The 23,932-nt window shown below is 59.7% G+C and carries 24 protein-coding genes; 7 read left to right on the top strand and 17 right to left on the bottom strand.

What is annotated here, in order from left to right; genetic code table 11:
- Positions 1–2: 2 nt before the first annotated feature.
- Positions 3–1,871 (bottom strand): autotransporter assembly complex protein TamA, encoded by a 1,869-nt coding sequence (gene tamA / locus BUE38_RS04040; protein ID WP_073433682.1) that lies wholly within the window; start codon positions 1,869–1,871, stop codon positions 3–5.
- A 34-nt stretch (positions 1,872–1,905) separates the two neighbouring features.
- Positions 1,906–2,745, bottom strand: a complete 840-nt coding sequence (locus tag BUE38_RS04035; RefSeq protein WP_143166180.1) for a coiled-coil domain-containing protein — start codon at positions 2,743–2,745, stop codon at positions 1,906–1,908.
- 341 nt (positions 2,746–3,086) lie between these two features.
- On the opposite strand from BUE38_RS04035, the gene BUE38_RS04030 reads away from it, so the two are divergent.
- Entirely contained in the window at positions 3,087–3,695 is a 609-nt protein-coding gene (locus BUE38_RS04030; protein ID WP_073433680.1) for a superoxide dismutase, read from the top strand.
- A gap of 98 nt (positions 3,696–3,793) precedes the next feature.
- Here the strand turns inward: BUE38_RS04030 and BUE38_RS04025 are convergent, their stop codons facing one another.
- Together BUE38_RS04025 and galU are read right to left on the bottom strand one after the other, a co-directional pair.
- Positions 3,794–5,086, bottom strand: coding sequence for a nucleotide sugar dehydrogenase (locus BUE38_RS04025; RefSeq protein ID WP_073433679.1), 1,293 nt, complete (start codon positions 5,084–5,086; stop codon positions 3,794–3,796).
- 4 nt (positions 5,087–5,090) lie between these two features.
- The gene (galU, locus tag BUE38_RS04020; protein ID WP_073433678.1) at positions 5,091–5,981 is read right to left on the bottom strand and encodes a UTP--glucose-1-phosphate uridylyltransferase GalU; all 891 of its coding nucleotides are present in this window, start codon (positions 5,979–5,981) and stop codon (positions 5,091–5,093) included.
- A gap of 265 nt (positions 5,982–6,246) precedes the next feature.
- On the opposite strand from galU, the gene ubiG reads away from it, so the two are divergent.
- Positions 6,247–6,972 carry a bifunctional 2-polyprenyl-6-hydroxyphenol methylase/3-demethylubiquinol 3-O-methyltransferase UbiG gene (gene ubiG, locus BUE38_RS04015; RefSeq protein ID WP_073433677.1) on the top strand — a complete coding sequence of 242 codons (726 nt, stop codon included), beginning with the start codon at positions 6,247–6,249 and terminating at the stop codon, positions 6,970–6,972.
- Positions 6,969–7,655 carry an HAD-IA family hydrolase gene (locus BUE38_RS04010; protein WP_073433676.1) on the top strand — a complete coding sequence of 229 codons (687 nt, stop codon included), beginning with the start codon at positions 6,969–6,971 and terminating at the stop codon, positions 7,653–7,655. The genes ubiG and BUE38_RS04010 overlap by 4 nt, the downstream gene beginning before the upstream one ends.
- A gap of 76 nt (positions 7,656–7,731) precedes the next feature.
- Here BUE38_RS04010 and BUE38_RS04005 read toward each other — a convergent pair whose 3' ends face one another.
- The 10 genes from BUE38_RS04005 to ruvC all read right to left on the bottom strand — a co-directional run bounded on the left by BUE38_RS04005 (position 7,732) and on the right by ruvC (position 16,292).
- Positions 7,732–8,511 (bottom strand): YciK family oxidoreductase, encoded by a 780-nt coding sequence (locus BUE38_RS04005; RefSeq protein WP_073433675.1) that lies wholly within the window; start codon positions 8,509–8,511, stop codon positions 7,732–7,734.
- 14 nt (positions 8,512–8,525) lie between these two features.
- Positions 8,526–9,398 carry a tol-pal system protein YbgF gene (gene ybgF, locus BUE38_RS04000; protein ID WP_073433674.1) on the bottom strand — a complete coding sequence of 291 codons (873 nt, stop codon included), beginning with the start codon at positions 9,396–9,398 and terminating at the stop codon, positions 8,526–8,528.
- Positions 9,399–9,430: 32 nt separating this feature from the next.
- Entirely contained in the window at positions 9,431–9,967 is a 537-nt protein-coding gene (gene pal, locus BUE38_RS03995; protein ID WP_073433673.1) for a peptidoglycan-associated lipoprotein Pal, read from the bottom strand.
- 67 nt (positions 9,968–10,034) lie between these two features.
- On the bottom strand, positions 10,035–11,285 hold the full coding sequence (tolB, locus tag BUE38_RS03990) for a Tol-Pal system beta propeller repeat protein TolB (RefSeq protein ID WP_234986751.1): 1,251 nt from the start codon (positions 11,283–11,285) through the stop codon (positions 10,035–10,037).
- A gap of 104 nt (positions 11,286–11,389) precedes the next feature.
- On the bottom strand, positions 11,390–12,505 hold the full coding sequence (gene tolA / locus BUE38_RS03985) for a cell envelope integrity protein TolA (protein ID WP_073433671.1): 1,116 nt from the start codon (positions 12,503–12,505) through the stop codon (positions 11,390–11,392).
- A 3-nt stretch (positions 12,506–12,508) separates the two neighbouring features.
- On the bottom strand, positions 12,509–12,955 hold the full coding sequence (tolR, locus tag BUE38_RS03980) for a protein TolR (RefSeq protein ID WP_073433670.1): 447 nt from the start codon (positions 12,953–12,955) through the stop codon (positions 12,509–12,511).
- A 13-nt stretch (positions 12,956–12,968) separates the two neighbouring features.
- On the bottom strand, positions 12,969–13,658 hold the full coding sequence (gene tolQ, locus BUE38_RS03975; protein WP_073433669.1) for a protein TolQ: 690 nt from the start codon (positions 13,656–13,658) through the stop codon (positions 12,969–12,971).
- A gap of 18 nt (positions 13,659–13,676) precedes the next feature.
- Positions 13,677–14,705 (bottom strand): Holliday junction branch migration DNA helicase RuvB, encoded by a 1,029-nt coding sequence (ruvB, locus tag BUE38_RS03970; RefSeq protein WP_073433668.1) that lies wholly within the window; start codon positions 14,703–14,705, stop codon positions 13,677–13,679.
- Positions 14,706–14,792: 87 nt separating this feature from the next.
- On the bottom strand, positions 14,793–15,404 hold the full coding sequence (ruvA, locus tag BUE38_RS03965) for a Holliday junction branch migration protein RuvA (RefSeq protein ID WP_073433667.1): 612 nt from the start codon (positions 15,402–15,404) through the stop codon (positions 14,793–14,795).
- Between the two features lie 354 nt (positions 15,405–15,758).
- On the bottom strand, positions 15,759–16,292 hold the full coding sequence (ruvC, locus tag BUE38_RS03955; RefSeq protein WP_073433665.1) for a crossover junction endodeoxyribonuclease RuvC: 534 nt from the start codon (positions 16,290–16,292) through the stop codon (positions 15,759–15,761).
- A gap of 400 nt (positions 16,293–16,692) precedes the next feature.
- Between ruvC and ubiM the strand changes: the two genes are divergently transcribed.
- Positions 16,693–17,925, top strand: coding sequence for a 5-demethoxyubiquinol-8 5-hydroxylase UbiM (gene ubiM / locus BUE38_RS03945; RefSeq protein WP_073433663.1), 1,233 nt, complete (start codon positions 16,693–16,695; stop codon positions 17,923–17,925).
- Positions 17,926–18,075: 150 nt separating this feature from the next.
- Here ubiM and aspS read toward each other — a convergent pair whose 3' ends face one another.
- Both aspS and BUE38_RS03935 read right to left on the bottom strand, forming a co-directional pair.
- Entirely contained in the window at positions 18,076–19,854 is a 1,779-nt protein-coding gene (aspS, locus tag BUE38_RS03940) for an aspartate--tRNA ligase (protein ID WP_073433662.1), read from the bottom strand.
- Positions 19,855–19,945: 91 nt separating this feature from the next.
- Complete coding sequence (locus tag BUE38_RS03935) at positions 19,946–20,203, bottom strand: FmdB family zinc ribbon protein (protein WP_073433661.1); 258 nt, start codon at positions 20,201–20,203, stop codon at positions 19,946–19,948.
- Between the two features lie 204 nt (positions 20,204–20,407).
- Between BUE38_RS03935 and BUE38_RS03930 the strand changes: the two genes are divergently transcribed.
- The 3 genes from BUE38_RS03930 (at position 20,408) to BUE38_RS03920 (ending at position 23,511) form a co-directional block, all read left to right on the top strand.
- Entirely contained in the window at positions 20,408–21,349 is a 942-nt protein-coding gene (locus BUE38_RS03930) for a D-2-hydroxyacid dehydrogenase (protein WP_073433660.1), read from the top strand.
- Between the two features lie 315 nt (positions 21,350–21,664).
- The gene (locus tag BUE38_RS03925) at positions 21,665–22,573 is read left to right on the top strand and encodes a ribokinase (protein ID WP_073433659.1); all 909 of its coding nucleotides are present in this window, start codon (positions 21,665–21,667) and stop codon (positions 22,571–22,573) included.
- Complete coding sequence (locus BUE38_RS03920) at positions 22,570–23,511, top strand: nucleoside hydrolase (protein WP_073433658.1); 942 nt, start codon at positions 22,570–22,572, stop codon at positions 23,509–23,511. The genes BUE38_RS03925 and BUE38_RS03920 overlap by 4 nt, the downstream gene beginning before the upstream one ends.
- A 146-nt stretch (positions 23,512–23,657) precedes the next feature.
- On the opposite strand, the gene BUE38_RS03915 is transcribed toward BUE38_RS03920, so the two are convergent.
- Positions 23,658–23,927 carry an acylphosphatase gene (locus BUE38_RS03915; protein WP_073433657.1) on the bottom strand — a complete coding sequence of 90 codons (270 nt, stop codon included), beginning with the start codon at positions 23,925–23,927 and terminating at the stop codon, positions 23,658–23,660.
- Positions 23,928–23,932 lie beyond the last annotated feature (5 nt).

Here is a 23,932-nt window from a genome sequence, read left to right as displayed (position 1 = left end):
ACTCAGAATTCGGGACCAATGGCGAAATGGAATCGCACACTGTTGTCGTCATCATCAAAGGGGTGCGCCAGGTCAAGGCGAATCGGTCCTACCGGAGAGATCCAGCGTACCCCGAGACCTGCACTCTTGTTCACCTCGTCCGGCCACCAATCAGTGAAAGCATCACCGGCATCGAAGAATACGGCTCCCCACCACTTGCCGGTAATGCGGCGCTGGGCCTCGACACTACCTGCCAACAGGTTCTGGCCCCCCGTCAGCTTGCCGTTCTCGTCTTCCGGTGACAGCGATTCATAGCTATAGCCTCTGACCGTGGTATCCCCCCCGGTGAAGAAGCGCAGCGACGGTGGAATATTGGAGAAGTCGTCGGTCTCGATCATGCCGACACCCAGGCGGCCGATAAAGCGGTTGTCATCGCCCCATTTGCGGATCCAGGCCGTGTCCCCTGTCATGCGGAAGAACTCTGCATCGGATCCCCAGGCCTCACTGGAGTACTGCAGGTTCAGTGTCTGGCGGTCCCCCCAGGTCGGGAACTGTGGGTTACGTGTTCGCGTCCGCGTCCACTGCACCCCCGGGTACAGCAGCAGCACCTGATTCGATTCATTACCCTGGGTAAAGTCCTCGTAGGTGGCACGCAGATAGATGGTCTGTTCCCAGTCATTGTCGAATACCCAGTGGCGCCCGAAGTCGATGGTGCTCTCGAAGCTCTCGGTGTCCTCGATATCCTGGTTGCGCAAGCCGTACTGGAGCCGATAGCTGTCACGCAGCGGGTCATCCAGCGGGATATTGTAGGTGCCGCTGAATTGCTGGTCCGGGCCGGACAGGTACAGTTTGTGATCGAGGCTATGCCCGTAGCGGTTGATCCAGGGCTGCTCCCATGAGAACTGCAGGCGCGGACCGACATCCGTGGCGTAGCCGATACCGGTCTCGAACTGATGGCGATCCGCCGGTGTCACCACGACATCGATCGGCATATAGGGTTGTTCAGGTGAATACAGCGACGTCGCCGACACCAGTGCCTGACGGTTGATTCTCGGCCCCTGCTCAGGCATGGGAATCTCTTCGACATCGAGAGCTGACCACCAGGAGTCGTGCTCGGGAAGTGCCAGAGCGCCTTTCTGGCGATCAAGCCGTGGACGCACGCTGATCGACCCGAACCATTCAGTGGAACCGAGCTCGTTGTTGAACTCCGCCACCTCGCTGGCCAGGTAGGGATCGCCGTAATCAAACGGTTTCAGATTGCGTAGACGCTCTTCAAGGATATGGTTGCCATGGATCGCAACCTTGCCGAAACGATAACGCGGGCCACTATCGATGCCGAGGTACAGGCGCGCGCTGTGGGCCCAGGGACGGATTTCCATTCGCTCGTCGGTAAACTGCCAATCGAAGTATCCACGTTGGATGTTCAAGGCCTGCAAGCGCCCCTTCAGGCTATCGTAGGGCTCGTGCAGCAGTACATCATCAAGCTGTTGTGGATAGTCGTCGATGGCCTGCTGGAATGGCTCGTCGTTGGCGGCATCTCCCGCCAGAGTGAAGTCGATCACCTCCAGCCTGACCGGCTCGCCCTTGTCGATGACCAGCGCCACCTCCTCGGGAGTCTCCTCGTCGTCGAACTGCATCTCGATCTGCGGTTCGTAGTAGCCATAGACGCGCATGGCCTCTTGAGTAAGGCGCATGACCTCCGCTCGAAGGCGATTGACACTGTATTCGCTACCGTCGAGGTTCTTCAGGTAGATCTCGACGTTGTCGGCCATATCCCCTTCGATACCCTCGATTTCCGCGTCAAGTGCCAACGCGGACACGGGAATGGTCAGCATCACCAGAGCCGATCCCCAGTACAGCAGTCCCCCTTGCAAGGGTCGACGATTATCCATAATCCTCACTTCCTGACGGTGGCGGTGGTGCCGTTCAGCGCAGCGCTTCGAGTTGGGCTGTCAATGCCAATTGGCTGCGATTCAACTCCTGTACCTGCGTCACCAGATCATCCAGGCGCCTTTCGAGAGCGTCTTGCTGCTCCTGCTCATCTTCCAATGAATGCCCCATGGCTTCAACGGCAGTGGATGTGTTCTGCAGCTCATCACCAAGGGATTCAAGGTCGGGAATCATCTGCCCCAGACGTGTATCCAGACGACTGACAACCTCATCGACTCTCGTGGTCAGGGAAGCGACACGTCCAGCCTGGGACTCTCGCGCATCGTCCAACCTGGACACTCGCGAATCCAGCGCCCCACGAGCCGCGTCCCCGGCCTGCTCGACCGCAGCAAGGGAGGTGCGTGTTGCTGTCAATGTCGTTTCCAGAGTATCCATCTGCTGGGTGAGATCCTGCTGAACTTCCGTCAGCTCCTGAAGCTGTTGGGTAAACTGTTGCGTACTCTCGACACGCTGTTCATCAGCCTGATCCTTTAGCTGTTGCTGCACAGTCAACAGTGACTGTTGTTGCTCTTCGAGCTGATCGAGGCGCCGATGAAAGTCACCAATAACATCACCACGACCATCCTCGGCGTCAAAGCGGGCATGCATATTGGAAACATCCGCTTCGAGACGGGTGATCTCCTGTCGAAAGGACTGGCGTTCCTGCCACGCAAACCAACCGCCAGCAGCCACTGTCCCGCACAGTAACAGAATCAAAAACCATAGTGGCCAGACTCTGGGGCCTCGCGGCCGGAGATAACGCGTGGCCGACACACTCTCTCCAGGGTCCGCCACTATCGGCTGCGCCCCCTGTCTGGTGTCTGGTGGCTGTGGCATTCTGTTCTCCTCGTTCAAATCAAAGTCTGTGCTCAGGACAGTAAGGTCCGGACAGCAATTGCGTGACATTGCATGCCTGAACGTCGAGGTCGGGGCGCAGTGTCCCTGAACGTAGCGCCGGCCCGGATACAGAACGTCGGCTTGCCGACATTCGCTCCCTGCCCTGGGAAATGCACCAGCTTACTGATAGTGTAAGTTTTTTCGCCAGCGAAGCGCACGCCCATTCGTGCCATTGTCAGTTCAATTCTGTATTGACATTACTCTGGCTGGCGAATTCGGCGTCGGAACGTTATGGTCACCGGCCGCCATCTCTGACTTTCGCAATCGACGAGGAAGCCTGTATGAGCTTCGAGCTCCCGGCATTGCCCTATGATCGACACTCCCTTGAACCTCATCTATCGGCCACAACGTTGGATGCCCATTACTCGGGCCATCATCTCGCCTGCCTCAAACGCCTGAATGCTCGGCTGGAAAACACCGGCCAGACGGCAGGTTCACTGGAATTGCTGCTGTGGTCAGAGGATGAAGAGCTTGCGTGGCTGGCCGCCGAAGCCTGGAACCATACCTTCTACTGGCATTGCCTTTCCCCCTGGGGAAGCGCCACACCGGATGCTCGTCTCGGCGCCGATATCGATACTACCTTCGGCTCGCTTTCCGCCCTGCATGACGCCATCGAGGCAGCGGCACTGAATCACTTCGGCAGTGGCTGGCTGTGGCTGGTTCGCCGATCCCGGGGACCACTGGAAATCATCATCACTGGCGACGGACAGACAGCACTGGCCGCTGACCGAACACCGCTGCTCGGAATCGACCTCTGGGAACATGCGTGGTATCTCGATTACCAGAATGATCGCGCGGCTTATCTAAAGGCTATCCGTTCGCTGATCAACTGGGACTTCGTTACTCAGAATGATCTCAACCCCATCTCGATCGCCCCGCCTGCTCAATGATGTGGCCGCTTGTGGATGTTCGAAACCAGAGCGGCGCCCGAATGGGCGCCGCTCTGGTCTTTCATCAATCGCAAGGATAACCGCTGGCAGGATCCATTTCAGTGCGCAGGATCTGCACGCCGCCCGATTCCACGATAGTGGAGCCCCTGGGCAGCAACGTATTGTGGGTCGTAGATATTGCGCCCATCCAGCAACAGACGTTCGGAAAGGCACTTGCTCAAGGCCTGCCAGTCAGGGTTCCAATAGGCCTTCCACTCGGTGACCAGCATCAGGGCATCGACATCCTCACAGGCCTCGATGGGTTCTCCCTCACACAACGTCAATAACGGGTGATCTCCCACCTCCTCACGCACCGCCGGAAGCGCTGCCGGATCGTGCAGTCGCACATGCACCCCCTGGGCGAAGAGTGCGCGCAGCAAGGTCAGCACCGGTGCCTGGTCGATCCGGGCGGTTCCCGGTTTGAATGCCGCACCCCAGATGGCGACTCGTCGCCCTTCCAGACGCCCATGGAAATGGGTCCAGAGCTTGCGGAACAGCGTCTCCTTCTTGTGCTCGTTGATCTCGAGCACCTGGTCGAGCAGCTCGGAGTGGCGGCCACTTGCAGACTGGACATCCGCTAGTCCCATCAAGTCGCGGCTGAAATTGGGACCGCCAAAACCGCAGCCGGGGTACAGGTATTCATAGCCGATACGTGGATCGGCGCCCATTCCCTGGCGAACATGCTCGACATCTACGCCGAGGGTGTCAGCAAGACCGGCCATTTCATTCATGTAACTGATCCGCGTCGCCAGCATGCCGTTGATCGCCAGCTTGGTCAGTTCCGCGGCGCGGCGTGGCATGCGCTGGAACACCTCGTGACGCCGATTGAAGGCACGCATCAGCTCACGCACCTGCTGTTCTGCACGATCATCGTCACAGCCCAGCAACCAGCGGCGGGCACGGGTAAAGGTTTCCCAGGCTCGGCCTTCCTCCAGCGTATCCGCCAGCGCAACGGCAACCGCACCGCGGTCAGCAACCTGTGCCTCGAGGCGCTCGGTATCTCCGACCGGGAAGGTCGAGTTGTTGACCACGATCGACCGAGGCCCCAACTGCTCGGTGGCATCTTCCACCAGCCGAGAGGCCTCGTCGCGCTGTCCGGGAGACAAGGCCAACCACAGAACGTCAAGTGATGAGTCGGACGGGTTCGGCTGATCACCAATGTGCAACTGTCCTCGGGCCAGGGCCTCCTCGATGTACTGTGTCAGTAGAGGCTCTCGGGCCAACCAGCCACTGCGCTGCAATTCCTCCCAGGAGATGCCCGAGGGTTGCCAGCAGACCTGATGCCCGACCCAGGACAACGCGGCTGCGGCAGTCGCCGCCGAAAGCTCGCTGCCGTGAATCATCACGCGCATGGTGTTATTCCTCTGCTGCGTAGCGCTGGAGCAACTCGATGAAGCCAGCACCGTAACGTGGGTGACGGCGGCCGTAGGCCAGAATGGCTTCGAGGTAGCCCAACTGATGGCCGCAATCATAGGTCTTGCCCTGCATGCGGTAGGCGTCGACACCAACCTCCTGACGGAGTTGCTCAATGGCATCGGTCAACTGGATTTCATTGCCGGCCCCGGGCGCGGTCTCGGCCAGCATCGGGAAGATACGCCCCGGTAGAATATAGCGGCCAATGACTGACAGTGTGGAGGGAGCGTCCTCGACAGCAGGCTTCTCCACTACCCCATTGAGTTCGCAGGACTGACCAGGAGCCGGTGCATCGCCGCGGGGAGCCACGATGCCGTACTTGTAGACCATCTCACGGGGTACTTCCTCGACCATCAGTTGACTGCGACCAGTGTCCTCATAGGCTGCGATCATACCGGCCAGGTCATTGCGCGACAGTCCCTCGTCATCCACCAGAACATCCGGTAGCAGTACAACGAAGGGCTCATCATCACCGACCACTGGGCGTGCACAGAGAACGGCATGGCCCAGGCCCAGGGGCTCCGGCTGACGGACACTGATGATATTGACGTCAGAGGGAACAATGGCACGGAGCTCTTCCAGCAGCTCGGTCTTCCCCTTGGCTTCGAGAGTGGCTTCGAGCTCGAAATGCTTGTCGAAGTGGTTCTCGATGGCACTCTTGGTTCCATGAGTGACCAGTACGATATCCCGAATACCGGCAGCAACCGCCTCCTGGACAACGTACTGGATCACTGGTCGGTCGACGATAGTGATCATTTCCTTGGGAATCGCCTTGGACGCCGGCAGACAGCGAGTACCGAAACCAGCAACCGGGAGAACGGCCTTGCGAATCATAGGATGCTTCCCTTTCTTTCTGTCATTCAGTCGAATTTACATCCATGCTCATCACCGTCATGGGAATCCGGGGATGGGAATGCGTAGAATACGCATCATACCGAATAGATGACCTGTATCAGAAGTTGTCGGTCGATGGTGACAGTCTTGCCAGACACCAATTACATTTCCGCTACATCACGGATGTGACTGGACATACCTTGACCTTTCTATACAGGACGCGGACTTCTCCCGCTCGGGTAAACGGCTAGCCCCGGAGACATAGATGACTGTATCGAACATGCACACTGCCAACGTTGACCACAGCGAGATCGACAAGTTCTCTGCACTCGCCGATCGTTGGTGGGATCGAGAAGGTGAATTCAAGCCACTTCACGAGATCAACCCACTACGACTTGATTTCATCGACGCTCGCGCCTGCCTGGCAGGCCGCGAGGTACTGGATGTGGGATGTGGTGGAGGAATTCTGGCAGAATCCATGGCCCACCGCGGCGCTCGAGTAACAGCCATTGACCTGTCTGAGGCCGCACTCGATGCGGGCCGCCGTCATGCCGAATCCCAGCCAGTCGAGGTCGATTATCGCCTGATAAGTGTCGAACAGCTGGCAGAGGAAATGCCGCAGCACTTCGATGTGGTGACCTGCATGGAGATGCTTGAACATGTCCCTGACCCCGAGTCTGTGATCAAGGCCTGCGTTCGGCTCCTCAAGCCCGGTGGTCACCTGATGTTATCGACCATCAACCGCAACCCCAGAGCCTATGCGCTGGCGATCCTCGGAGCCGAGTATGTGCTGGGCTTGGTACCGCGCGGCACTCATGACTATTCACGCTTCATTCGTCCCTCGGAACTGGCGCATTGGTGTCGCGAAGCTGGCGCTCGGATCTGCGAGCAGAGCGGCCTGACCTACAACCCGTTGACACGCCGCTTCCGCCTTGATGCAACAGATGTTGCGGTAAATTATCTGATGCACACCCGCAAGGAGGCCGAATGACGTCACTGGCCCTACCCCGGGGCATGCTGTTCGATCTGGATGGCACCCTGGTGGATACCGCTCCGGATCTGGCGCGGGCGACCAACGCCCTGCGCCAACATCATGGCCTGTCGGCACTGCCCTATCCCAGTATTCGCGCCCAGGTATCCAATGGCGCCAGTGCGCTGGTGACACTGGCACTCGGCAGCCCGGTGGATGACCCCGGCCACCAGCAGGCACGGGAGTTCCTGCTGAGTGCCTATGGTCAGTCAGTGGCCGTCGATAGCTGTGTCTTCTCCCCGCTGGACAAATTGCTTGACCACTGGAGCCGCGACGGCCGTTGCTGGGGCATTGTCACCAACAAGCCGCGTGCCTATGCCGCTCCCCTGGTCGCTGCACTGGGGCTCGCGCCCGACGCCTTGCTGTGTGCCGACGACCTCGAGGTTCGCAAACCGCACCCTGAACCGCTGTGGGAAGCGGCACGACGCATGGGTGTGGAAGCAAAGGACTGCTGGTATGTCGGCGACCATCTCCGCGACATGGAAGCGGCGCGGGCTGCTGGTATGACCGCCGTAGCCGTCGGCTATGGCTATATCGCCGAGGACGACGATTATCGACGCTGGCCGGCCGATCTGTGGTTCGATACCAGCCAGGCACTGGTCGAGGCCTTACTGGCCCCGGACACCACATCAGTATCTGCCTGAACGACGACGGCGCCGTCAGAGTCTCTGGCGGCGCCGTGGCAACCTGCATGCGTCAAGAAGCTTTCTTCCCGTAACCTCAGGCTTCAGTGGTCGATGCCTTCGGAGGCTGGGCGTCGAACTTCTCGCCATTATGGCCCTGGCTATCCGGCCCCATTAGCCATAGATAGGTCGGCATGATGTCATCCGGGGTACGCAGCAAGAGCGGATCCTCACCCGGATAGGCTGACTTGCGCATGGCGGTCCTGGTACCGCCAGGGTTCAATGAGTTGACCCGGATCGTGCCGAGATGCTCCAGCTCATCGGCAAGCAGTTCAACGAACCCCTCGGTCGCAAACTTCGAGACCGAATAGGCGCCCCAGTACGCCCGCCCCTTGCGGCCGACACTGGAAGAGGTGAATACCACCGACGCATCCGGCGACTGTTCAAGCAACGGAATCATGGCCTGAGTCATCCAGATAGGGCCATTGATATTGACCTGCATGACCTGTTCCCAGAGCTCAGGGTTGTACTGTACAAAAGGCGTGATACGGCCCAACAGACTGGCGTTGTGGAGGATGCCATCGAGGCGGCCGAACTCCTTGTCCAACGCCTCGGCCATATCGTGGTAGTCCTTGAGCGTAGCGCCCTCGAGGTTGAGCGGGATGATCGCTGGCTTTGGCGCCCCCTCGGCGACAATCTCGTCATATACCTTCTCGAGCTTTCCGGTGGTGCGACCAAGCAGGATCACAGTCGCTCCATGGCGGGCAAAGCTCAGTGCTGCCGCCTTGCCGATGCCATCACCGGCCCCCGTCACCAGTATCACCCTGTCCCTGAGCAGATCCGGTGCGGCCTGGTAGTCAATCCTGCAACTGCTCATGCGCGCTCCTGAAGTCAGGCGCCAGACTGGCGCAGATATTGGTCGGCCAGTGCTGCGGCATTACTGTCAGGATAATCGTCCTTGATCGAACGCAACAGTGCCAATCCAGCATCTCTATCGCCATTGCGCGCCTTGAGGACACCCAGCTTGTACATGGCATCCGGTACCTTGGCACTGTCCGGAAAATCGCTGAGGACCTTCTCGAAGGCATGTGAGGCATCTGCCGGAGACGACTGAGCCGAATGCAGCTCACCCAGCCAATACCAGGCGTTGGCCGTCAAGGAAGTGTCCGGATAACGTTCGACAAAGCTATCAAACTCGCTGATGGCCTGATCGAAATTGCGGTCCTGCACCTTGCTGAAAGCCGACTGGTAGGCATCCCGTGCCTCGCCACTGGCCGAGCTGCCATTACCACTGGACGCACTGTCACGGCCATCTCCGGAATTCCGCGAATCAGAGCCATCAGCGCTGTTCCCGGAACTGGAGCCATCAGCGTTGTTTCCAGAACTCGAGCCTTCAGCGTTGCTCCCCGAGTCCGCCGCGGGTGCTTGACCCGAGGGCATTTCCGACAGGCGCGAATCCAGGTCCATGTACTGCTGACGGCTCTGTTGCTTGAGCTGCTCGAGCTGATACTTCAGTTCTTCGATCTGACCACGCAGTTCACGCAACTCACGGGAATGGCCTTCCACCTGGTTGAACAGCTGCAGGCTACCACCAGCTTCGCTGCGCGTAGCCGTCTGGCTGTAGATCGAGTTGCTGCCGCCGATCTCCTGGATCGTTGGCTGCTGAGCCAGCGCACTGCTGCTCATTGTCATTATGGGAACCATGACGGACAGCGGGAGCACCAGGGCTCCCGCACCGCACAGTCCCTTGAGACCGTGTTTCATCGATTACTCCCGTATCGTCAGGAGTCCGCCCATCAGTAGGCGAACACCACGCGGCGGTTCTGGGCGAAGGAATCTTCGTTGCTGCCACGCGCAGCCGGACGTTCCTCGCCGTAGCTGACCACCTCAACCTGAGACGGCGAAACACCGCGCAGGTTCAGATAACGCTCGACAGCTCCTGCACGACGCTCACCCAGGGCCAGGTTGTACTCACGGGTACCGCGCTCGTCGGTGTGGCCCTGAAGTACAACATGGGCATTAGGGTTACTGCTGAGGTAATCAGCATGGGAGTTGACCAGCGACTCGAACTCGGAGCGAATGGTATCGCTGTCGTAGTCGAAGTAGATGGTACGTCCCTGCGGAATCTGGGCACCAGCCATCTGGCCTGCACCGCTACCGTTGACACCGGTACCGCTCACCTGGCCTGTCCCGGCGGTCCCGGTACCTGCGCCACCAGCAGTGCCGCTACCGTCCATGCTGCCATCCTGGGTACCACCTGTGCTGGAACAACCCGCGAGTACCGCCAGGGAAGCGGCAACAACCAGCGAACGGGCATAGGGCTTCAGAAACATCGTATGACTCCTTGCTTGATGTATCACAGTCGATTCATTGACCAGTTTTTATGGGTTGGCGAATCGATCAGTTCAGGAATGGCGACCATGAAGGTTCACGTACGTCGCCCTGTGCAGCGGGAAGGCGAAACTGCGCTCGCCCATCTGCGGTTACCGCCCCCAACACGCCGGTACTACCCTGCTGGGTGGCAAAGATTACCATGGTGCCATTCGGCGCGACACTGGGTGATTCTGCCTGTTGAGCATCACTGATCTCGACCAGACGACCAGTGCCCAGGTCCTGCTTGGCAACCTGGTAGCCGTTGTTGCCACGGTGGATCAGAAACAGTGATTCACCATCCGGTGAGATGCGCCCGCGGGCGTTGTAGTTGCCGGTATAGGTCAGTCGCTCGGCACTGCCGCCTGAGGCACTCATGCGGTAGATCTGTGGTCCGCCGGAGCGGTCGGATGTAAAGATGATGCTCTGGCCATCCGGCGTCCAGGCCGGTTCGGTCTCGATACTGTTGGTATTGGTCAGACGCTGGACATTACGTGAAGCGATGTCCATGACATAGATCTCCGGCTGGCCATCCCGCGATAGGGCCATTGCCAGACGGCGGCCGTCCGGCGACCAGGCTGGTGCGCTGTTGAGACCCTCGAAGTCGGTCAGTTTGACACGCTGGCCGGTGCCGAGATTCTGCACGTAGATCGACGGCCGCTCGGTCTCGAAGGATACATAGGCCAGTTTCTGCCCATCCGGTGACCAGGCCGGCGACATGATCGGCTCATCGGAGGTCAACACCTGCTGGCTGCGTTGACCATCCGCATCGGCAACGTACAGACCATATTGGGTGTTGTCACCCAGTCCTTGAGAGGTCACGTAGGCAATGCGAGTAGAAAAGGCGCCGCGAATGCCGGTGATCTCTTCGAAGATCTGATCACTGATGTAATGTGCGGCGCTGCGCAGATCTGAGCCGTTGGCCGTTACTGTCTCACCGATCTGGCGCGACTCACCATTGACGTCGAGCAGCTCGTACTGGATCTCGGCCTGGCCGCCACTCTGCGAGACCTTGCCAACCACCATGTAACGGGTCTCGAGTGCCTTCCAATCGCCATAGCGAACCTCCTCACTGCTGGAGGGCTGCTCGAACATCGAGGAGCGTGGTAGGGGTTCAAAATAGCCACTGCGCTCGAGATCATCGGCGACGATCTGAGCGACATCTTCCGGCAGGTTGCCAGCTTCACTGGCAAAGGGCACCACGGCAATCGGCGTCGCCCGTTCGTTCCCCCGAGTGATATCAATGGTCAGGTCGGCCTGAGCCACAGAACCTGCTGCCATTGCAACCAATGCCAGTGCGCCAACGATCATTCTTCTGGCCGACTTCCCTGCGCCTCTGGTTGATAACCCACCAGGCCCTTCCCAACTCGCGAACAAGGCTCTCATCAGCGAATACCTCCTGGACTGAAGTTCAAACTGAATTGACGATAATCACGCTGTAAACCGCTGGGCAGCTGCAACAGTTCCGAGAACGGCCCCGCTGCCTCAACCGCATCGATAGCCGAGTTATCGAATGCACTATCTCCACTGGACCGGCTGACGGTCACAGCGAATATCTCGCCGGACGGCCCCAAACGCACCTCCAGTGTTGCCGAGGCTCCATCTCCCACATTAGGCGGAATATTCCAGGCTTGCTCAACTGCTGCCTTGACGGTCTGGATGAAACCGTTGGCCGCCTGCTCGCCCTGAGCGGCATTGGATACCGCATCCGTATCACCTTCGATGATACGCTGAAGCTCCTGCTCCGCCTGTTGCTGGGCCTCCCGATCGGCTTCTTCCTGCGCACGGCGTTCCGCTTCCTCCCGGGCCTGGCGCTCGGCTTCTTCCTGTGCCTGACGCTCAGCTTCCTCCTGGGCCTGGCGCTCGGCTTCTTCCTGTGCCTGACGCTCAGCTTCCTCCTGGGCCTGGCGCTCGGCCTCTTCCTGAGCCTGACGCTCAGCTTCCTCTTGGGCCTGGCGCTCGGCTTCCTGCTGGCGACGAGCTTCTTCTTCGGCCTCACGCTGTCGCTCGGCTTCCTGCTGCTCGGCCTGACGACGGGCTTCTTCCTCGGCCTCGCGCTGACGGGCTGCTTCTGCCTCCGCGGCGCGGCGCTCAGCTTCGGCCTGAGCCTCTTCGGCGGCCTGCTGACGTTCGGCCTCAGCCTCGCGTCGTGCTGCCTGTTCAGCTTCCTCCTGGCGCTGAGCCTCTGCCTCAGCTTCCTGGCGTGCCTGTTCCTCGGCCTGTTCCTGTGCCTGACGCTCCGCTTCTGCGGCGGCGGCCTCTTCGGCGGCACGCTGGGCTGCCCGAGTACGAGCTTCGGCTGCTTGCTGTGCCTGATCGGTAGTGGTCTCTGTGCTGATCAGGGTCGCCTGCACAATGGCGGTGTTGGGCGTTTCCGGTGGAGAAACCGGCCACTTGATGACACTGAGTATCAGCAGCCCCAGGTGCAGACCAACTGCCAGTATCGCGGGCAGTGTATAGCCCTCACCCGGCGCCCTGATGCGACGCTGTCGTTTCGCCATGGATTACCCCTGGCCATCCGCGGGAGGAGGTTCAGAGATCAAGCCGACATTCTCGACCCCGGCCACCTGCAGTGTGCTCATCAGGGTGACGATCTGGCCGTAGGCGACATTGCGATCACCGCGCACCATCACCGGCGTGCCCGGGTTACGCTCGAGTAGAATGATCACTCGATCACTCAGTTCATCGAGGCTGACCTGAGTTTCGTCTCCGCCCAGAGCAATGAAGAACTGACCACCACGATCCACCGAGACGATGATCGGGTCCTTGTTCTCGATATCCTCGATGGGTTCCGAGGTAACCTGCGGCAGGTCGACCTGTACCCCCTGAGTCAGCATCGGCGCGGTGATCATGAAGATCACCAGCAGTACCAGCATCACGTCGATGAAGGGAACGACATTGATTTCGCCCATGGGCTTGCTGCGCCCACGACGGTTGAAGGGTCCAAGCATCGATCCTCCTCCCTCAGGCCGTGCCGCTATCGGAGCGGCCCTGTAGATTGCGGTGCAGGATCGAGTGGAACTCTTCGGCAAAATCCTCGTACTTGCCCAGTAGACGTGAGGATTCAGACGACAGACGGTTGTAGAAGATCACCGCCGGGATGGCAGCAAACAGACCCATCGCCGTGGCGATCAGGGCCTCTGCAATCCAGGGAGCCACCGTCGCCAGAGTCGCCTGCTGAGCCATGGACAATGACTGGAAGGAGCCCATGATGCCCCATACGGTACCGAACAGGCCGATATAGGGGCTGGCCGAAGCAACAGTGGCGAGGAACACCAGGTGCAGGTTGAGGCGCTCTTCCTCACGCGACCAGGCCACCCGCATGCTGCGTTGGACGCCGTCCAGAATCGCCTGAGGACTGCGCGTCTTCGGCATCAGGCGATTGAATTCGCGGAAACCGGCGCGAAAGATATGCTCGGCGCCCTGGGTTTCCTGTTCCGCCGGTGTCTCGCGATACAGCTCGTTGAGATCAACACCTGACCAGAAGCGATCCTCGAACTGACGATGGGTCTTGCGTGCCTTGCGCATCACGAAGCTGCGTTGGAAGACCACCACCCAGGACAGAATGGAGGCGACCAGCAGCAGCAGCATCACCAGTTGGACCACGCCGCTGGCGTTCATGATCAGGTGTGGAATGGACATGGAATCGTTCACGGGAATCCTCGTCTCGTGTCAATCAGTGGTTGCATCAACGGCCCTGTCATCAGGGGCGATGCCGAAATGTTGCCAGGCCTGCCGAGTCACCACGCGTCCCCGCGCGGTACGCATCATCAGACCTTGCTGAATCAGATAGGGTTCGATCACGTCTTCGATAGTGTCACGCTCCTCACCGATCGCCGCCGACAGGGAGTCCACTCCGACAGGTCCGCCGTCGAATTTTTCGATCATGGCCAGCAGCAGCCGACGATCCATGTGGTCCAGGCCATGGTGATCGACATGCAGCATGTTGAGCGCGTCATCCGCCACTTGAGCGGTAATGTGCCCCTCTGCGCGTACCTCAGCGAAATCCCTCACCCGTCGCAACAGGCGATTGGCAATCCGCGGTGTACCACGCGAGCGGCGAGCCACCTCATGGGCGCCGCCCTCATCAGTATCAACGCCGAGCAAGCGTGCCGAGCGCGAGACAATCTCGGTCAGTTCATCGATGGCGTAGAACTCGAGTCGCTGCACAATGCCGAAGCGATCACGCAACGGTGAGGTCAAACGCCCCGCCCTGGTCGTGGCCCCAACCAGCGTGAAAGGCGGCAGGTCGAGCTTGATCGAGCGCGCTGCAGGCCCCTCGCCGATGACAATATCGAGCTGGAAGTCTTCCATCGCTGGATAGAGGATCTCCTCGACCACCGGTGACAGGCGATGAATCTCATCGATGAAAAGCACATCACCGGCCTTGAGATTGGTCAACATTGCCGCCAGGTCTCCAGCCCGCTCCAGCACAGGACCGGATGTCGATGTCAGCCCTACGCCCATCTCGGTGGCGATGATGTTGGCCAGGGTGGTCTTGCCCAGCCCCGGGGGGCCGAACACCAGCGTATGGTCGAGGCTTTCATCCCTTGCTCGCGCTGCGTGGATGAATATCTCCAACTGCTCCCGAACCCGTGGCTGGCCGATATAGTCCGCCAGACGACGAGGACGTATGGCGTGATCAACACGCTGTTCGCCGTCCCCGACATCTGCTGTGACCAGCCGATCACTGTCAATCATGCCAGTCTCCCTGTGTGTGAACCGCCATGATGCCGGCCGCGCACCAGTGCCAACGAGCTCTCTGGGTATCGTTGCAGGACATCATTGCTATCCGGCCATACGCTTGGCCAGAGCGGCCTTGATGATGGCTTCGGTCGACCCTTCGTTCTCCAGGCCGGACAGCATTCGACTGGCTTCGGTAGGCTTGTAGCCGAGACTGACCAACGCAGCTTCCGCGTCTGCCAATGGATCACGTGTACTGCCTGGCGTCGGGGCTGTGCCGGCGGCCATCGTCAGTGTGCTGTCCGGGTGCTCCCAGTGCGGAAAACGGTCGCGCATCTCGATGATCAACCGCTCTGCGGTTTTCTTGCCGACACCCGGTAGTCGCGTAAGCGACTTGATATCGTCATCCATCACACAGCGCACAAAGGCGTCCTCGTCCATCCCCGAGAGGATCGCCAACGCCAGTTTGGGACCAACGCCATTGACCTTGATCAGCGCACGGAACAAGGCGCGTTCCTGCTCCCGAGCAAAGCCATACAGCAGATGGGCGTCTTCACGCACGGTAAGGTGCGTATACAGAGACACCTTCTCCCCCAGGCCTGGCAGTGCGACCAGCGTCGTCATAGAGGCTTCCAGCTCATAGCCGATACCGGCGACGTCGACCACCAGCCAGGGCGGTTGTGTCTCGAGCAGAATGCCCGTGATGCGTCCAATCATGGCGCGCTACTTTCCTTGAATATTTCCATGGCCTCGAATGTTTCCATGGCCTTGAATGTTTCCCTGCCCCTGATGCTCCGGTGCCCATGAAATACACGGGCGCTTGATTGCATCAGGCCTTGAACCTGTCGATTTAGAGCGGGGAGGTCAATCACGCTCCCCTGCCCTGAATCCATTACTGTTTCAGCCAGTGACTCGCAGCTGCATGGCGCTATGTGCTGATTTTACCGAGCATTACCGACTGACCACTATACCGACCCGCCACTATAACTGGCGAACATACCCGGACACCAGATGAATCAAACACCGTTCGACAATTGATATGTCACTCCGTGGAGACACCTGGCCCCACCCTCAAGGACGATACTGTCGCCAGGACGAGCGGTTGGTGCGTCGGCTACCGTAACTGCCGCTGGTGACAAGTCCACGACAGCTGTGCAGATGGGTCAAGGCGATCGCCAGGGCATCTGCGGCATCCGCCTGAGGCGTTGCTGACAGGCGCAGTGCCGCCGTGACCATATGCTGGACCTGAGCCTTGTCGGCCGCGCCTGTGCCTGTAACGGCCTGCTTGATCTGGCGTGGGCCGTATTCGCTCACCGGAAGACCATGGTTGGCCGCACACACGATCGCAGCGCCACGCGCCTGGCCCAGCTTCAATGCCGAATCGGCATTCTTCGACATGAACACCTGCTCGATCGCAACTTCGGACGGCCGATGCACCGCAATCAGCTCGCTGATACCGGCATAGACCTGAGCCAGGCGCTGAGCCAGCTCGTCATCCTTCAAGCGGATACAGCCGCTGGCGATATAGCGAGGCTCACGCTCGCTGGCATCGATTACGCCAAAGCCGGTAATCCGCGACCCCGGATCAATTCCCAGTATCAGCACCTGACACCTCTCCCGGTGACATCATCCGTGGTGGCCGAACCATCGACCCTGAATCGGGCTAGAATCGCATCATTGCGCCGCTGATTGGTGAAAGAATCTTGCATCTTTCGCTTGCTGTCGGGCTGAACCCTGAACATCGCCTTTTCTCCTGCAACGGCCATCCTGACCGGGAACTGCTCGACGATATGGCATCCTACCAGCGTCGAGAACACAGTCTGCCTGAGCCCCATCGGCAACAAAAGCCTCCTGCAGATGCATATGGAATCCTGGTCTGGATCAATGTCCGGGCGGAATCTATTCGAGATTCGATCGAGGCTCGAATAGCATAGGCAATGGAGGCTCGATAACCGCACAGCCCATCCACACATATTCAGCACCCGCGTCCAGCAAGGAGAGAAACGTGAGGGATGTCGCAATCATTGGAGCAGGCCCGACAGGACTCTGCCTGGCCAATACACTCGCCTCTGCCGGACTTGAGGTTATCCTGATCGACCGCCTGTCCGCAGAGGAACTCTCCTGCCCGCCTCCCGACGGTCGAGAGATCGCCCTGACACACGGCTCAAAACAGCTGCTCAACGACATGGGAGTCTGGCAGCGACTGGCTGATGACGAGATCGCTCCGCTACAGCAGGCCCGTGTCTTCAATGGACAATCGACCTGGTCCATGGGCTTCGGCGACGCCAGCAGCGATTCACCTCTCGGCTTCATGGTGCCCAATCATGCCATTCGCCGGGCAGCCTGGCAGGCGGCGAATCTGGACGGCATCCGGTTTCTTCATACCGGGCTGACAAGCATCTCCACCAATGCCCACTGTGCCAGCCTGAAACTGGAGGATGGCACTACCCTTCAGGCACGGCTGGCCGTCGCCGCCGACAGCCGTTTCTCGATCAGTCGACGTCAGATGGGCATCGCTGCCGAGATGCGCGACAACGGTCGCTCGATGATGGTGTGCCGTGTCACCCATGAAGTCGCTCATGATCAATCTGCCTGGGAGTGGTTCGACCACGGCCAGACGCTGGCTCTTCTGCCGATATCCGAGCACCTTTCATCCGCAGTGGTCACCCTGCCGGAACGTGAGATAGCGGAACTCATGGCTCTGGATGACGTCGCGCTCAGCACCCAGCTCACCGAGCGTTATGGCGGGCGCCTGGGACGCATGACGTTGGCCGACAAGGCCCATGCCTATCCACTGGTCAGTACCTATGCCGAGCGCTTTCATGACCGACGTTTCGCGCTGGTCGGTGATGCGGCGGTGGGTATGCATCCTGTCACCGCGCACGGTTTCAATTTCGGCGTTCACAGCCAGCAGCGCCTGGCACGTCGGATCATAGCCGCCTTCCAGCGTGGCGAGGATATCGCCTCATCGCGCTTACTGGCGACCTATGACCGAGAACATCGGCTGGCCACCCGTCCTCTCTATCTCGCCACCCAGGCCATTGTCCGGCTGTATACCGACGAACGCCCGCCGGCAAGAGCCCTGCGCCGCCTGGGGCTGCGGTTGGGCGACAAGCTGTCTCCAGTGCGTGAACTGGTCTCACGCCACCTCCAGGGCGACCTGCTCCCTCCTCGCATCAGCGAGTTGCCTCATCCGGCCTTGCCCAGGCTACCTCTGCCGCGACCGCTCGACTCCTGAGCGATGGACAGACGGGAGCTGGAAGACTGGATTTGAAAGACCGGTTCTGAAAGACTGAGCCCTGAACGACAACAGCCCCGCGAATAGCGGGGCTGTTGTGTCTCTGGAGTGAAAATGTGGGCCGCAGGATGTCCCGAGGCCCGCAAGGTATCACTCGCTGTCTTCGGTCTTGACCTTCTGGCGCAGACGGATATTCAGATCCTTGAGCTGATCCGCGCTGACTTCGCCGGGTGCATCGGTCATCAGACAGGCGGCGCTCTGGGTCTTCGGGAAGGCAATGACCTCACGAATGGTGCGCGCACCGGTCATCAGCATCACCAAGCGGTCGAGGCCAAAGGCCAGTCCGCCATGGGGCGGCGCACCGTATTGCAGAGCATCGAGCAGGAAGCCGAACTTCTCGCGGGCCTCATCCTCGGCGATGCCGAGAATCTCGAACACTACCTTCTGCATGGCCTGGTCGTGGATACGGATGGAACCGCCACCCAGCTCGGTACCGTTGAGCACCATATCGTAGGCACGGGAAAGCGCCTCTGCCGGGTTGGCCTTGAGCTCTTCCGGGCTGCAGGACGGCGATGTGAAGGGGTGATGCAGCGGGCTCAGGCGGCCATTGTCATCAGCTTCGAACATCGGGAAATCCACCACCCACAGCGGTGACCACTCGCTGGTGTAGAGGTCGAGATCCTCACCGATCCTGACACGCAACGCACCGAGCGCTTCGTTGACGATACGTGCCTTGTCGGCGCCGAAGAAGATGATGTCACCATCCTTCGCATCGACACGATCCAGCAGGGTCTCGATGACGTCTTCCATGAACTTGACGATCGGCGACTGCAGACCTTCGATGCCCTTGGCGCGCTCGTTGACCTTGATCCATGCCAGGCCACGGGCACCATAGATACCGACGAACTTCGTGTACTCGTCGATTTCCTTGCGCGACAGGCTGGCACCGCCAGTGACCTTGAGCGCAGCAACGCGACCATCATCAGCATTGGCCGGGCCGGAGAAGACCTTGAAGTCGACGCCCTTCATCAGGTCATCGACATCCACCAGCTCCAGCGGAATCCGCAGGTCCGGCTTGTCGGAGCCGAAGCGCTGCATCGCTTCATGCCAGGTCATGCGCGGGAAGTTGCCCAGCTCGACGCCAAGGACATCCTTGAACAAGGAGCGGATCATCGACTCAGTGACACCCATGATGTCGGCTTCCTCGACGAAGGATGCCTCGATATCGATCTGGGTGAACTCCGGCTGACGATCGGCGCGCAGATCCTCGTCACGGAAGCACTTGGCAATCTGGTAGTAACGGTCGAAACCGGCCACCATCAACAACTGCTTGAACAGCTGAGGTGACTGGGGCAGCGCAAAGAAGCTGCCGGCATGGGTACGACTGGGTACCAGATAGTCGCGGGCACCTTCCGGCGTCGCACGAGTCAACACCGGCGTCTCGATGTCGAGGAAACCCTCGCCCTCGAGGAAGGCACGTACGCTGTGGGAAATGCGCGAACGCAGACGTAGCTTGTCGAGCATCTCAGGGCGACGCAGATCGATATAGCGATGCTTGAGGCGAACCTCCTCGCCTACCTTGCCGTGCTCATCAAGCTGGAAGGGAGGTGTCGCAGCGGTGTTGAGCACTTCGACCTGCTTGGCCAGCACCTCGATCATGCCTGTAGGCATGTTGGGGTTCTGGGTACCTTCAGGGCGCAACCGCACACGGCCTTCGATACGCAGCACATACTCACTGCGAGCGCGGTCGGCGTTGGCGAAGGCCTCGGCGGTATCGGGATCAACCACGACCTGGGCGACACCATCACGGTCGCGGAGGTCGAGGAAGATAACCCCACCGTGGTCACGGCGGCGGTGAACCCAGCCGCACAGGGTGACCGTCTGGTCCACCAGGGTTTCGTTAAGCTGGCCGCAATAATGGCTGCGCATGTTTCGTCCTGTCTGTTTGCGTAATAAAAGAATGCGGATAATCGACTCAGAAGGTCGACGTTTCGTACACAACCTGGTTCATGTGCACAATCTAGGCAGCTGCGCCATCACCGGGTGAAGCGCTGGAGCTGCCGGAACCACTGTCACCTGCCAGATTCTTCTTCCCGCTGGTCTTGAAATCGGTCTCGTACCAGCCACCTCCAGCAAGGCGGAAGCCAGCAGCCGACACCAACCGATTCAGCTCGGACGCGTCGCAGGAAGGGCAATCGGTCAGGGGAGCGGCACTGATCTTCTGCAGTTTTTCCAGACGATGACCGCAAGCCTTGCACTGATACTCGTAGATGGGCATGGTAAAAATCTCCAATCGCCTCGGAGCCAAAGAAGGATAATGAAACCCGATGTGCGATATAGGGCCGGAAGCTATAGATTCCAAGTCCATGAATTCCAGACCCTATAGATTCCAGGCCCGGGCCAAAGCGCCATATTATAGCCTGTCGATGACCGACAGTCCCACCCCTGACAACGTTATTCCCTCGCCCAGCAAGGAGAAGCGATGAAAGCCGTCATGCTTGATGCCGATAGTCTCGGACCGGATATCGACCTCACACCAATCCGTGCCCATGTCAGTGAACTCGAGGTATTTGCCACCAGTACCTCGGAAGAGGCTCGTCAGCGTCTGCACAATGCTGGAGTCGTGCTGGTCAACAAGGTTGTACTCGATGGCGAGACACTGGCGGCCCTGCCGTCCCTCAAGCATATCTGCGTGCTGGCCACCGGCACCAACAACATCGACATGGAGGCCGCTCGCCAGTTGGGCATCCGAGTCGACAACGTCAGTGCCTATGGTACAGCAAGTGTCGCACAGCACACTCTGATGCTGATTCTTGCTCTGGCCACTCGTCTACCACTCTATCAGCGGGATGTTGCCTCGGGTGACTGGGGACAAAGCCCCTTCTTCTGCCTGATGAGTCACACCACACTGCAATTGGAAGGCAAACGACTGGTCGTCGTTGGCCAGGGCGAACTGGGCTCAAAGGTTGCCAGTCTCGCCGAAGCTTTCGGCATGCGGGTCGACTTTGCCGCGCGTCCGGGCAACGAGGCCAACGATTCTCGACCGGCGCTGGACGATCTGCTTCCCGAGGCAGACATCATCAGCCTGCATTGCCCCTTGACCGAGCAGACACGGCACCTGGTTGGCCAACAACGACTGCAACGAATGAAGGGCAACGCATTGCTGATCAACTGCGCACGCGGAAGTGTCATTGACGAGGACGCCGCTCTCGCTGCCCTTCAGGCGGGCAGACTCGGCGGCCTGGCCGTGGATGTACTACCGAGCGAGCCTCCCCGCGACGGACATGCGTTGATCGATGCCCTGAGCGTGGATCCTGCATTGAACCTGATCGTTACGCCCCACAGCGCCTGGATCACTCCTGAAGCACGGCAGAACATCATTCAACTGACAGCAGAGAACCTGAAGCGCGCAGCTCATCCCTGACCCGTGAGTCTTCTCTCGTTCGAGTATTGGCAGTTGCGCTGGTGCCCGAACGAGAACCTGCTGCAACGATTTCTGAAGGAGTTCTTCCAACAGGTCAGCTGAAATTATTGATCCATCAATAAAAGATAACGGTATAAATGGAGAATTCACTGACCATCGCTTGCATGCGGCGATGGAGATTCCGATACTGCGCCTACCGCTTGAGTTCAGTCTTCGGTGAAATGTCGCACGACATGATCATGCCGTGTGCGCTTCGCTGTAATTCGCACCTGGGTGCCCGTCACTCTCGTCATTCGTATGCCAGGTAGAAATCGCATGCTCTACAATTACGGGTCGATCAACCTCGACCATGTCTATCGTGTTCCCCACCTGGTCCGACCAGGTGAGACACTCGCCAGCCACGCCTACCAGGTCGGTCTGGGAGGCAAGGGAGCCAACCAGTCGCTGGCATTGGCCCGGGCCGGAGGTCAGGTCGCTCACTGGGGACGCCTCAATACCAGGGATCTCTGGGCCCGAGACCTTCTCGACGAAGCCGGAGTCAACGTCGAAGGTGTTCTCGAGACCAGCGGCCCCTCCGGTCATGCGATCATTCAGGTCGATGATCAGGCCGAGAACAGCATTCTGCTGTTCCCCGGCGCCAATCACATCTGCGGTCGCAAGGAACTGGCCGAAATGATTGCCGGCGCTACTACCGGTGACTGGTTGCTGCTGCAGAATGAATGCAGCGCCCTCTCCGACGCCATCGAATTGGCCCACCAGGCTGGACTCAAGGTCGCCTTCAACCCTGCGCCCATGACCAACTCCGTGCTCGATCTTCCGCTTGAGTCCTGCGATCTGCTGTTCGTCAATCAGGGCGAAGCCGCCTGGCTGGCCGGCGTCGCTGAAGATGCCAGCGCCGAGGAGTTGCTCACCGCCCTGAATGCCCGGTTACCGGAATGCCAGATGGTATTGACCCTGGGAGGCGATGGCGCCTGGTATCAGTTCAAGGGACAACGCCATTTCCAGCCCGCCATCAAGGTGGAAGCAGTAGATACCACTGCCGCCGGTGATACCTTCATTGGCTATTACCTCGCCGCCGTGCAGGAAGGCGCTGGAGTGGCAGGTTGCCTGGCATTGGCCGCCGCTGCCGCCTCGCTGGGCGTTCAGCGTGAAGGCGCCGCCCACAGCATTCCTCGACGCAATGAAGTCGAACAGGTCCTGGCCAGCATAAGGAGCCATACGTGAGCCACCCCATCATCTTTGATACCGACCCCGGCGTCGATGACGCCCAGGCGATTGCCATCGCATTGCGCCACCCCGATATCGAGCTGCTCGGTATGACTACGACTTTCGGCAATGTCGATGTCGAGACCGCCACCCACAATGCCCTACTGCTGGCACAACTGGCGGACGCCGACATTCCTGTCGCCCGCGGATCCGCCTGCCCGATGGTCAAACCTCGTCACCCGGCACCAAAGCATATCCATGGCGACAACGGCCTGGGCAATATCGAGCTGCCGGAAGTCACCACCCAGCCCGATCCACGCAATGCAGCACAGTTCATCGTCGACACTGTCAACCAGCGCCCTGGCGAAGTCAGTCTGGTGGCGGTCGGCCCGCTGGGCAACCTGGCCGCAGCCCTACAGCTTGACCCGAGCATTACCGGCAAGGTCAAGAACGTCATCATCATGGGGGGCTCGATTCGCGAAGGCGGAAATGTGACACCGGTGGCCGAAGCCAACATCTTCAATGATGCGCATGCCGCACAGCGTGTCCTGACCGCAGCATGGCCGCTGACACTGGTGGGTCTGGATGTTACCCACCGCTGTGTGCTCACACCGGAGCACATGGCACGCATCGAATCTGCTCAAGGCGAACTGGGCAAGGTACTGGCAGGTAGCTATGCCTTCTACCGCGAGTTCTACCGCGGCGCCCTGGGCATCGATGGCTGTTGCCCGCATGATAGTGTGGCGCTGGCGTGGCTGGTACGCCCGGAACTCTTTACCACGGACCAGGGACATCTCCATGTGGTCACGGAAGGACCCGCGGAAGGACAGACGCTGTTCGCACCGCTGGGCAGGCTGTTCATCGAAGACCGTTGGTCGCTGACACCAGAACAGACCGTGTGCCTGGACGTTGATGGCGATGCCGTCAGCAACTGGATCGCCGACACTCTTTCTTGAGTGCCCACGCTTGAGTCACACTATTCTGAGCACACCCTGTCCTGGCCACACCCCAAGCTGGATATCAACGCAGACCGCCGGCTCCAGGCCGGCGGTCTGCGTTTCATGCTCTGTAATACGAGTTGTCTACCGGGCCCCGCAGTAGATCAGCCAACAGTAAAATCAGCAGGCGGGCAATCAAGGTGCACGGCCATGACCTCTACCGAGGTGACTCTGGCCGCATCAGGGCCCCGCCATAACCATTGAGCCATCTGCTCGACAGCTGGTTGGTCGCCGCACAGCAGCACCTCTACACGCCCATCTTCAAGGTTGATGGCATGTCCGGTCACGCCAAGTTGCCGAGCCTGTTCGCGAGTGGTCCAACGATAGCTGACACCCTGTACCAGGCCACTCACCAGCACATTGACGCAATACATCTCAA

Origin of the sequence: Halomonas cupida (genome assembly GCF_900142755.1) — a bacterium.
Taxonomy (GTDB): domain Bacteria; phylum Pseudomonadota; class Gammaproteobacteria; order Pseudomonadales; family Halomonadaceae; genus Halomonas; species Halomonas cupida.
The sequence above is the reverse complement of the archived record's forward strand: the minus strand, read 5'-3'. Positions and strand labels throughout refer to the sequence as shown.

Bases quoted from the DNA above. Each gene is read 5' to 3' on its own strand.
- tamA (WP_073433682.1), bottom strand. From the start codon at position 1,871: ATGGATAATCGTCGACCCTTGCAAGGGGGACTGCTGTACTGGGGATCG.
- BUE38_RS04035 (WP_143166180.1), bottom strand. From the start codon at position 2,745: ATGCCACAGCCACCAGACACCAGACAGGGGGCGCAGCCGATAGTGGCG.
- BUE38_RS04030 (WP_073433680.1), top strand. From the start codon at position 3,087: ATGAGCTTCGAGCTCCCGGCATTGCCCTATGATCGACACTCCCTTGAA.
- BUE38_RS04025 (WP_073433679.1), bottom strand. From the start codon at position 5,086: ATGCGCGTGATGATTCACGGCAGCGAGCTTTCGGCGGCGACTGCCGCA.
- galU (WP_073433678.1), bottom strand. From the start codon at position 5,981: ATGATTCGCAAGGCCGTTCTCCCGGTTGCTGGTTTCGGTACTCGCTGT.
- ubiG (WP_073433677.1), top strand. From the start codon at position 6,247: ATGACTGTATCGAACATGCACACTGCCAACGTTGACCACAGCGAGATC.
- BUE38_RS04010 (WP_073433676.1), top strand. From the start codon at position 6,969: ATGACGTCACTGGCCCTACCCCGGGGCATGCTGTTCGATCTGGATGGC.
- BUE38_RS04005 (WP_073433675.1), bottom strand. From the start codon at position 8,511: ATGAGCAGTTGCAGGATTGACTACCAGGCCGCACCGGATCTGCTCAGG.
- ybgF (WP_073433674.1), bottom strand. From the start codon at position 9,398: ATGAAACACGGTCTCAAGGGACTGTGCGGTGCGGGAGCCCTGGTGCTC.
- pal (WP_073433673.1), bottom strand. From the start codon at position 9,967: ATGTTTCTGAAGCCCTATGCCCGTTCGCTGGTTGTTGCCGCTTCCCTG.
- tolB (WP_234986751.1), bottom strand. From the start codon at position 11,285: ATGGCAGCAGGTTCTGTGGCTCAGGCCGACCTGACCATTGATATCACT.
- tolA (WP_073433671.1), bottom strand. From the start codon at position 12,505: ATGGCGAAACGACAGCGTCGCATCAGGGCGCCGGGTGAGGGCTATACA.
- tolR (WP_073433670.1), bottom strand. From the start codon at position 12,955: ATGCTTGGACCCTTCAACCGTCGTGGGCGCAGCAAGCCCATGGGCGAA.
- ruvB (WP_073433668.1), bottom strand. From the start codon at position 14,705: ATGATTGACAGTGATCGGCTGGTCACAGCAGATGTCGGGGACGGCGAA.
- ruvA (WP_073433667.1), bottom strand. From the start codon at position 15,404: ATGATTGGACGCATCACGGGCATTCTGCTCGAGACACAACCGCCCTGG.
- aspS (WP_073433662.1), bottom strand. From the start codon at position 19,854: ATGCGCAGCCATTATTGCGGCCAGCTTAACGAAACCCTGGTGGACCAG.
- BUE38_RS03935 (WP_073433661.1), bottom strand. From the start codon at position 20,203: ATGCCCATCTACGAGTATCAGTGCAAGGCTTGCGGTCATCGTCTGGAA.
- BUE38_RS03930 (WP_073433660.1), top strand. From the start codon at position 20,408: ATGAAAGCCGTCATGCTTGATGCCGATAGTCTCGGACCGGATATCGAC.
- BUE38_RS03925 (WP_073433659.1), top strand. From the start codon at position 21,665: ATGCTCTACAATTACGGGTCGATCAACCTCGACCATGTCTATCGTGTT.
- BUE38_RS03915 (WP_073433657.1), bottom strand. From the start codon at position 23,927: ATGTATTGCGTCAATGTGCTGGTGAGTGGCCTGGTACAGGGTGTCAGC.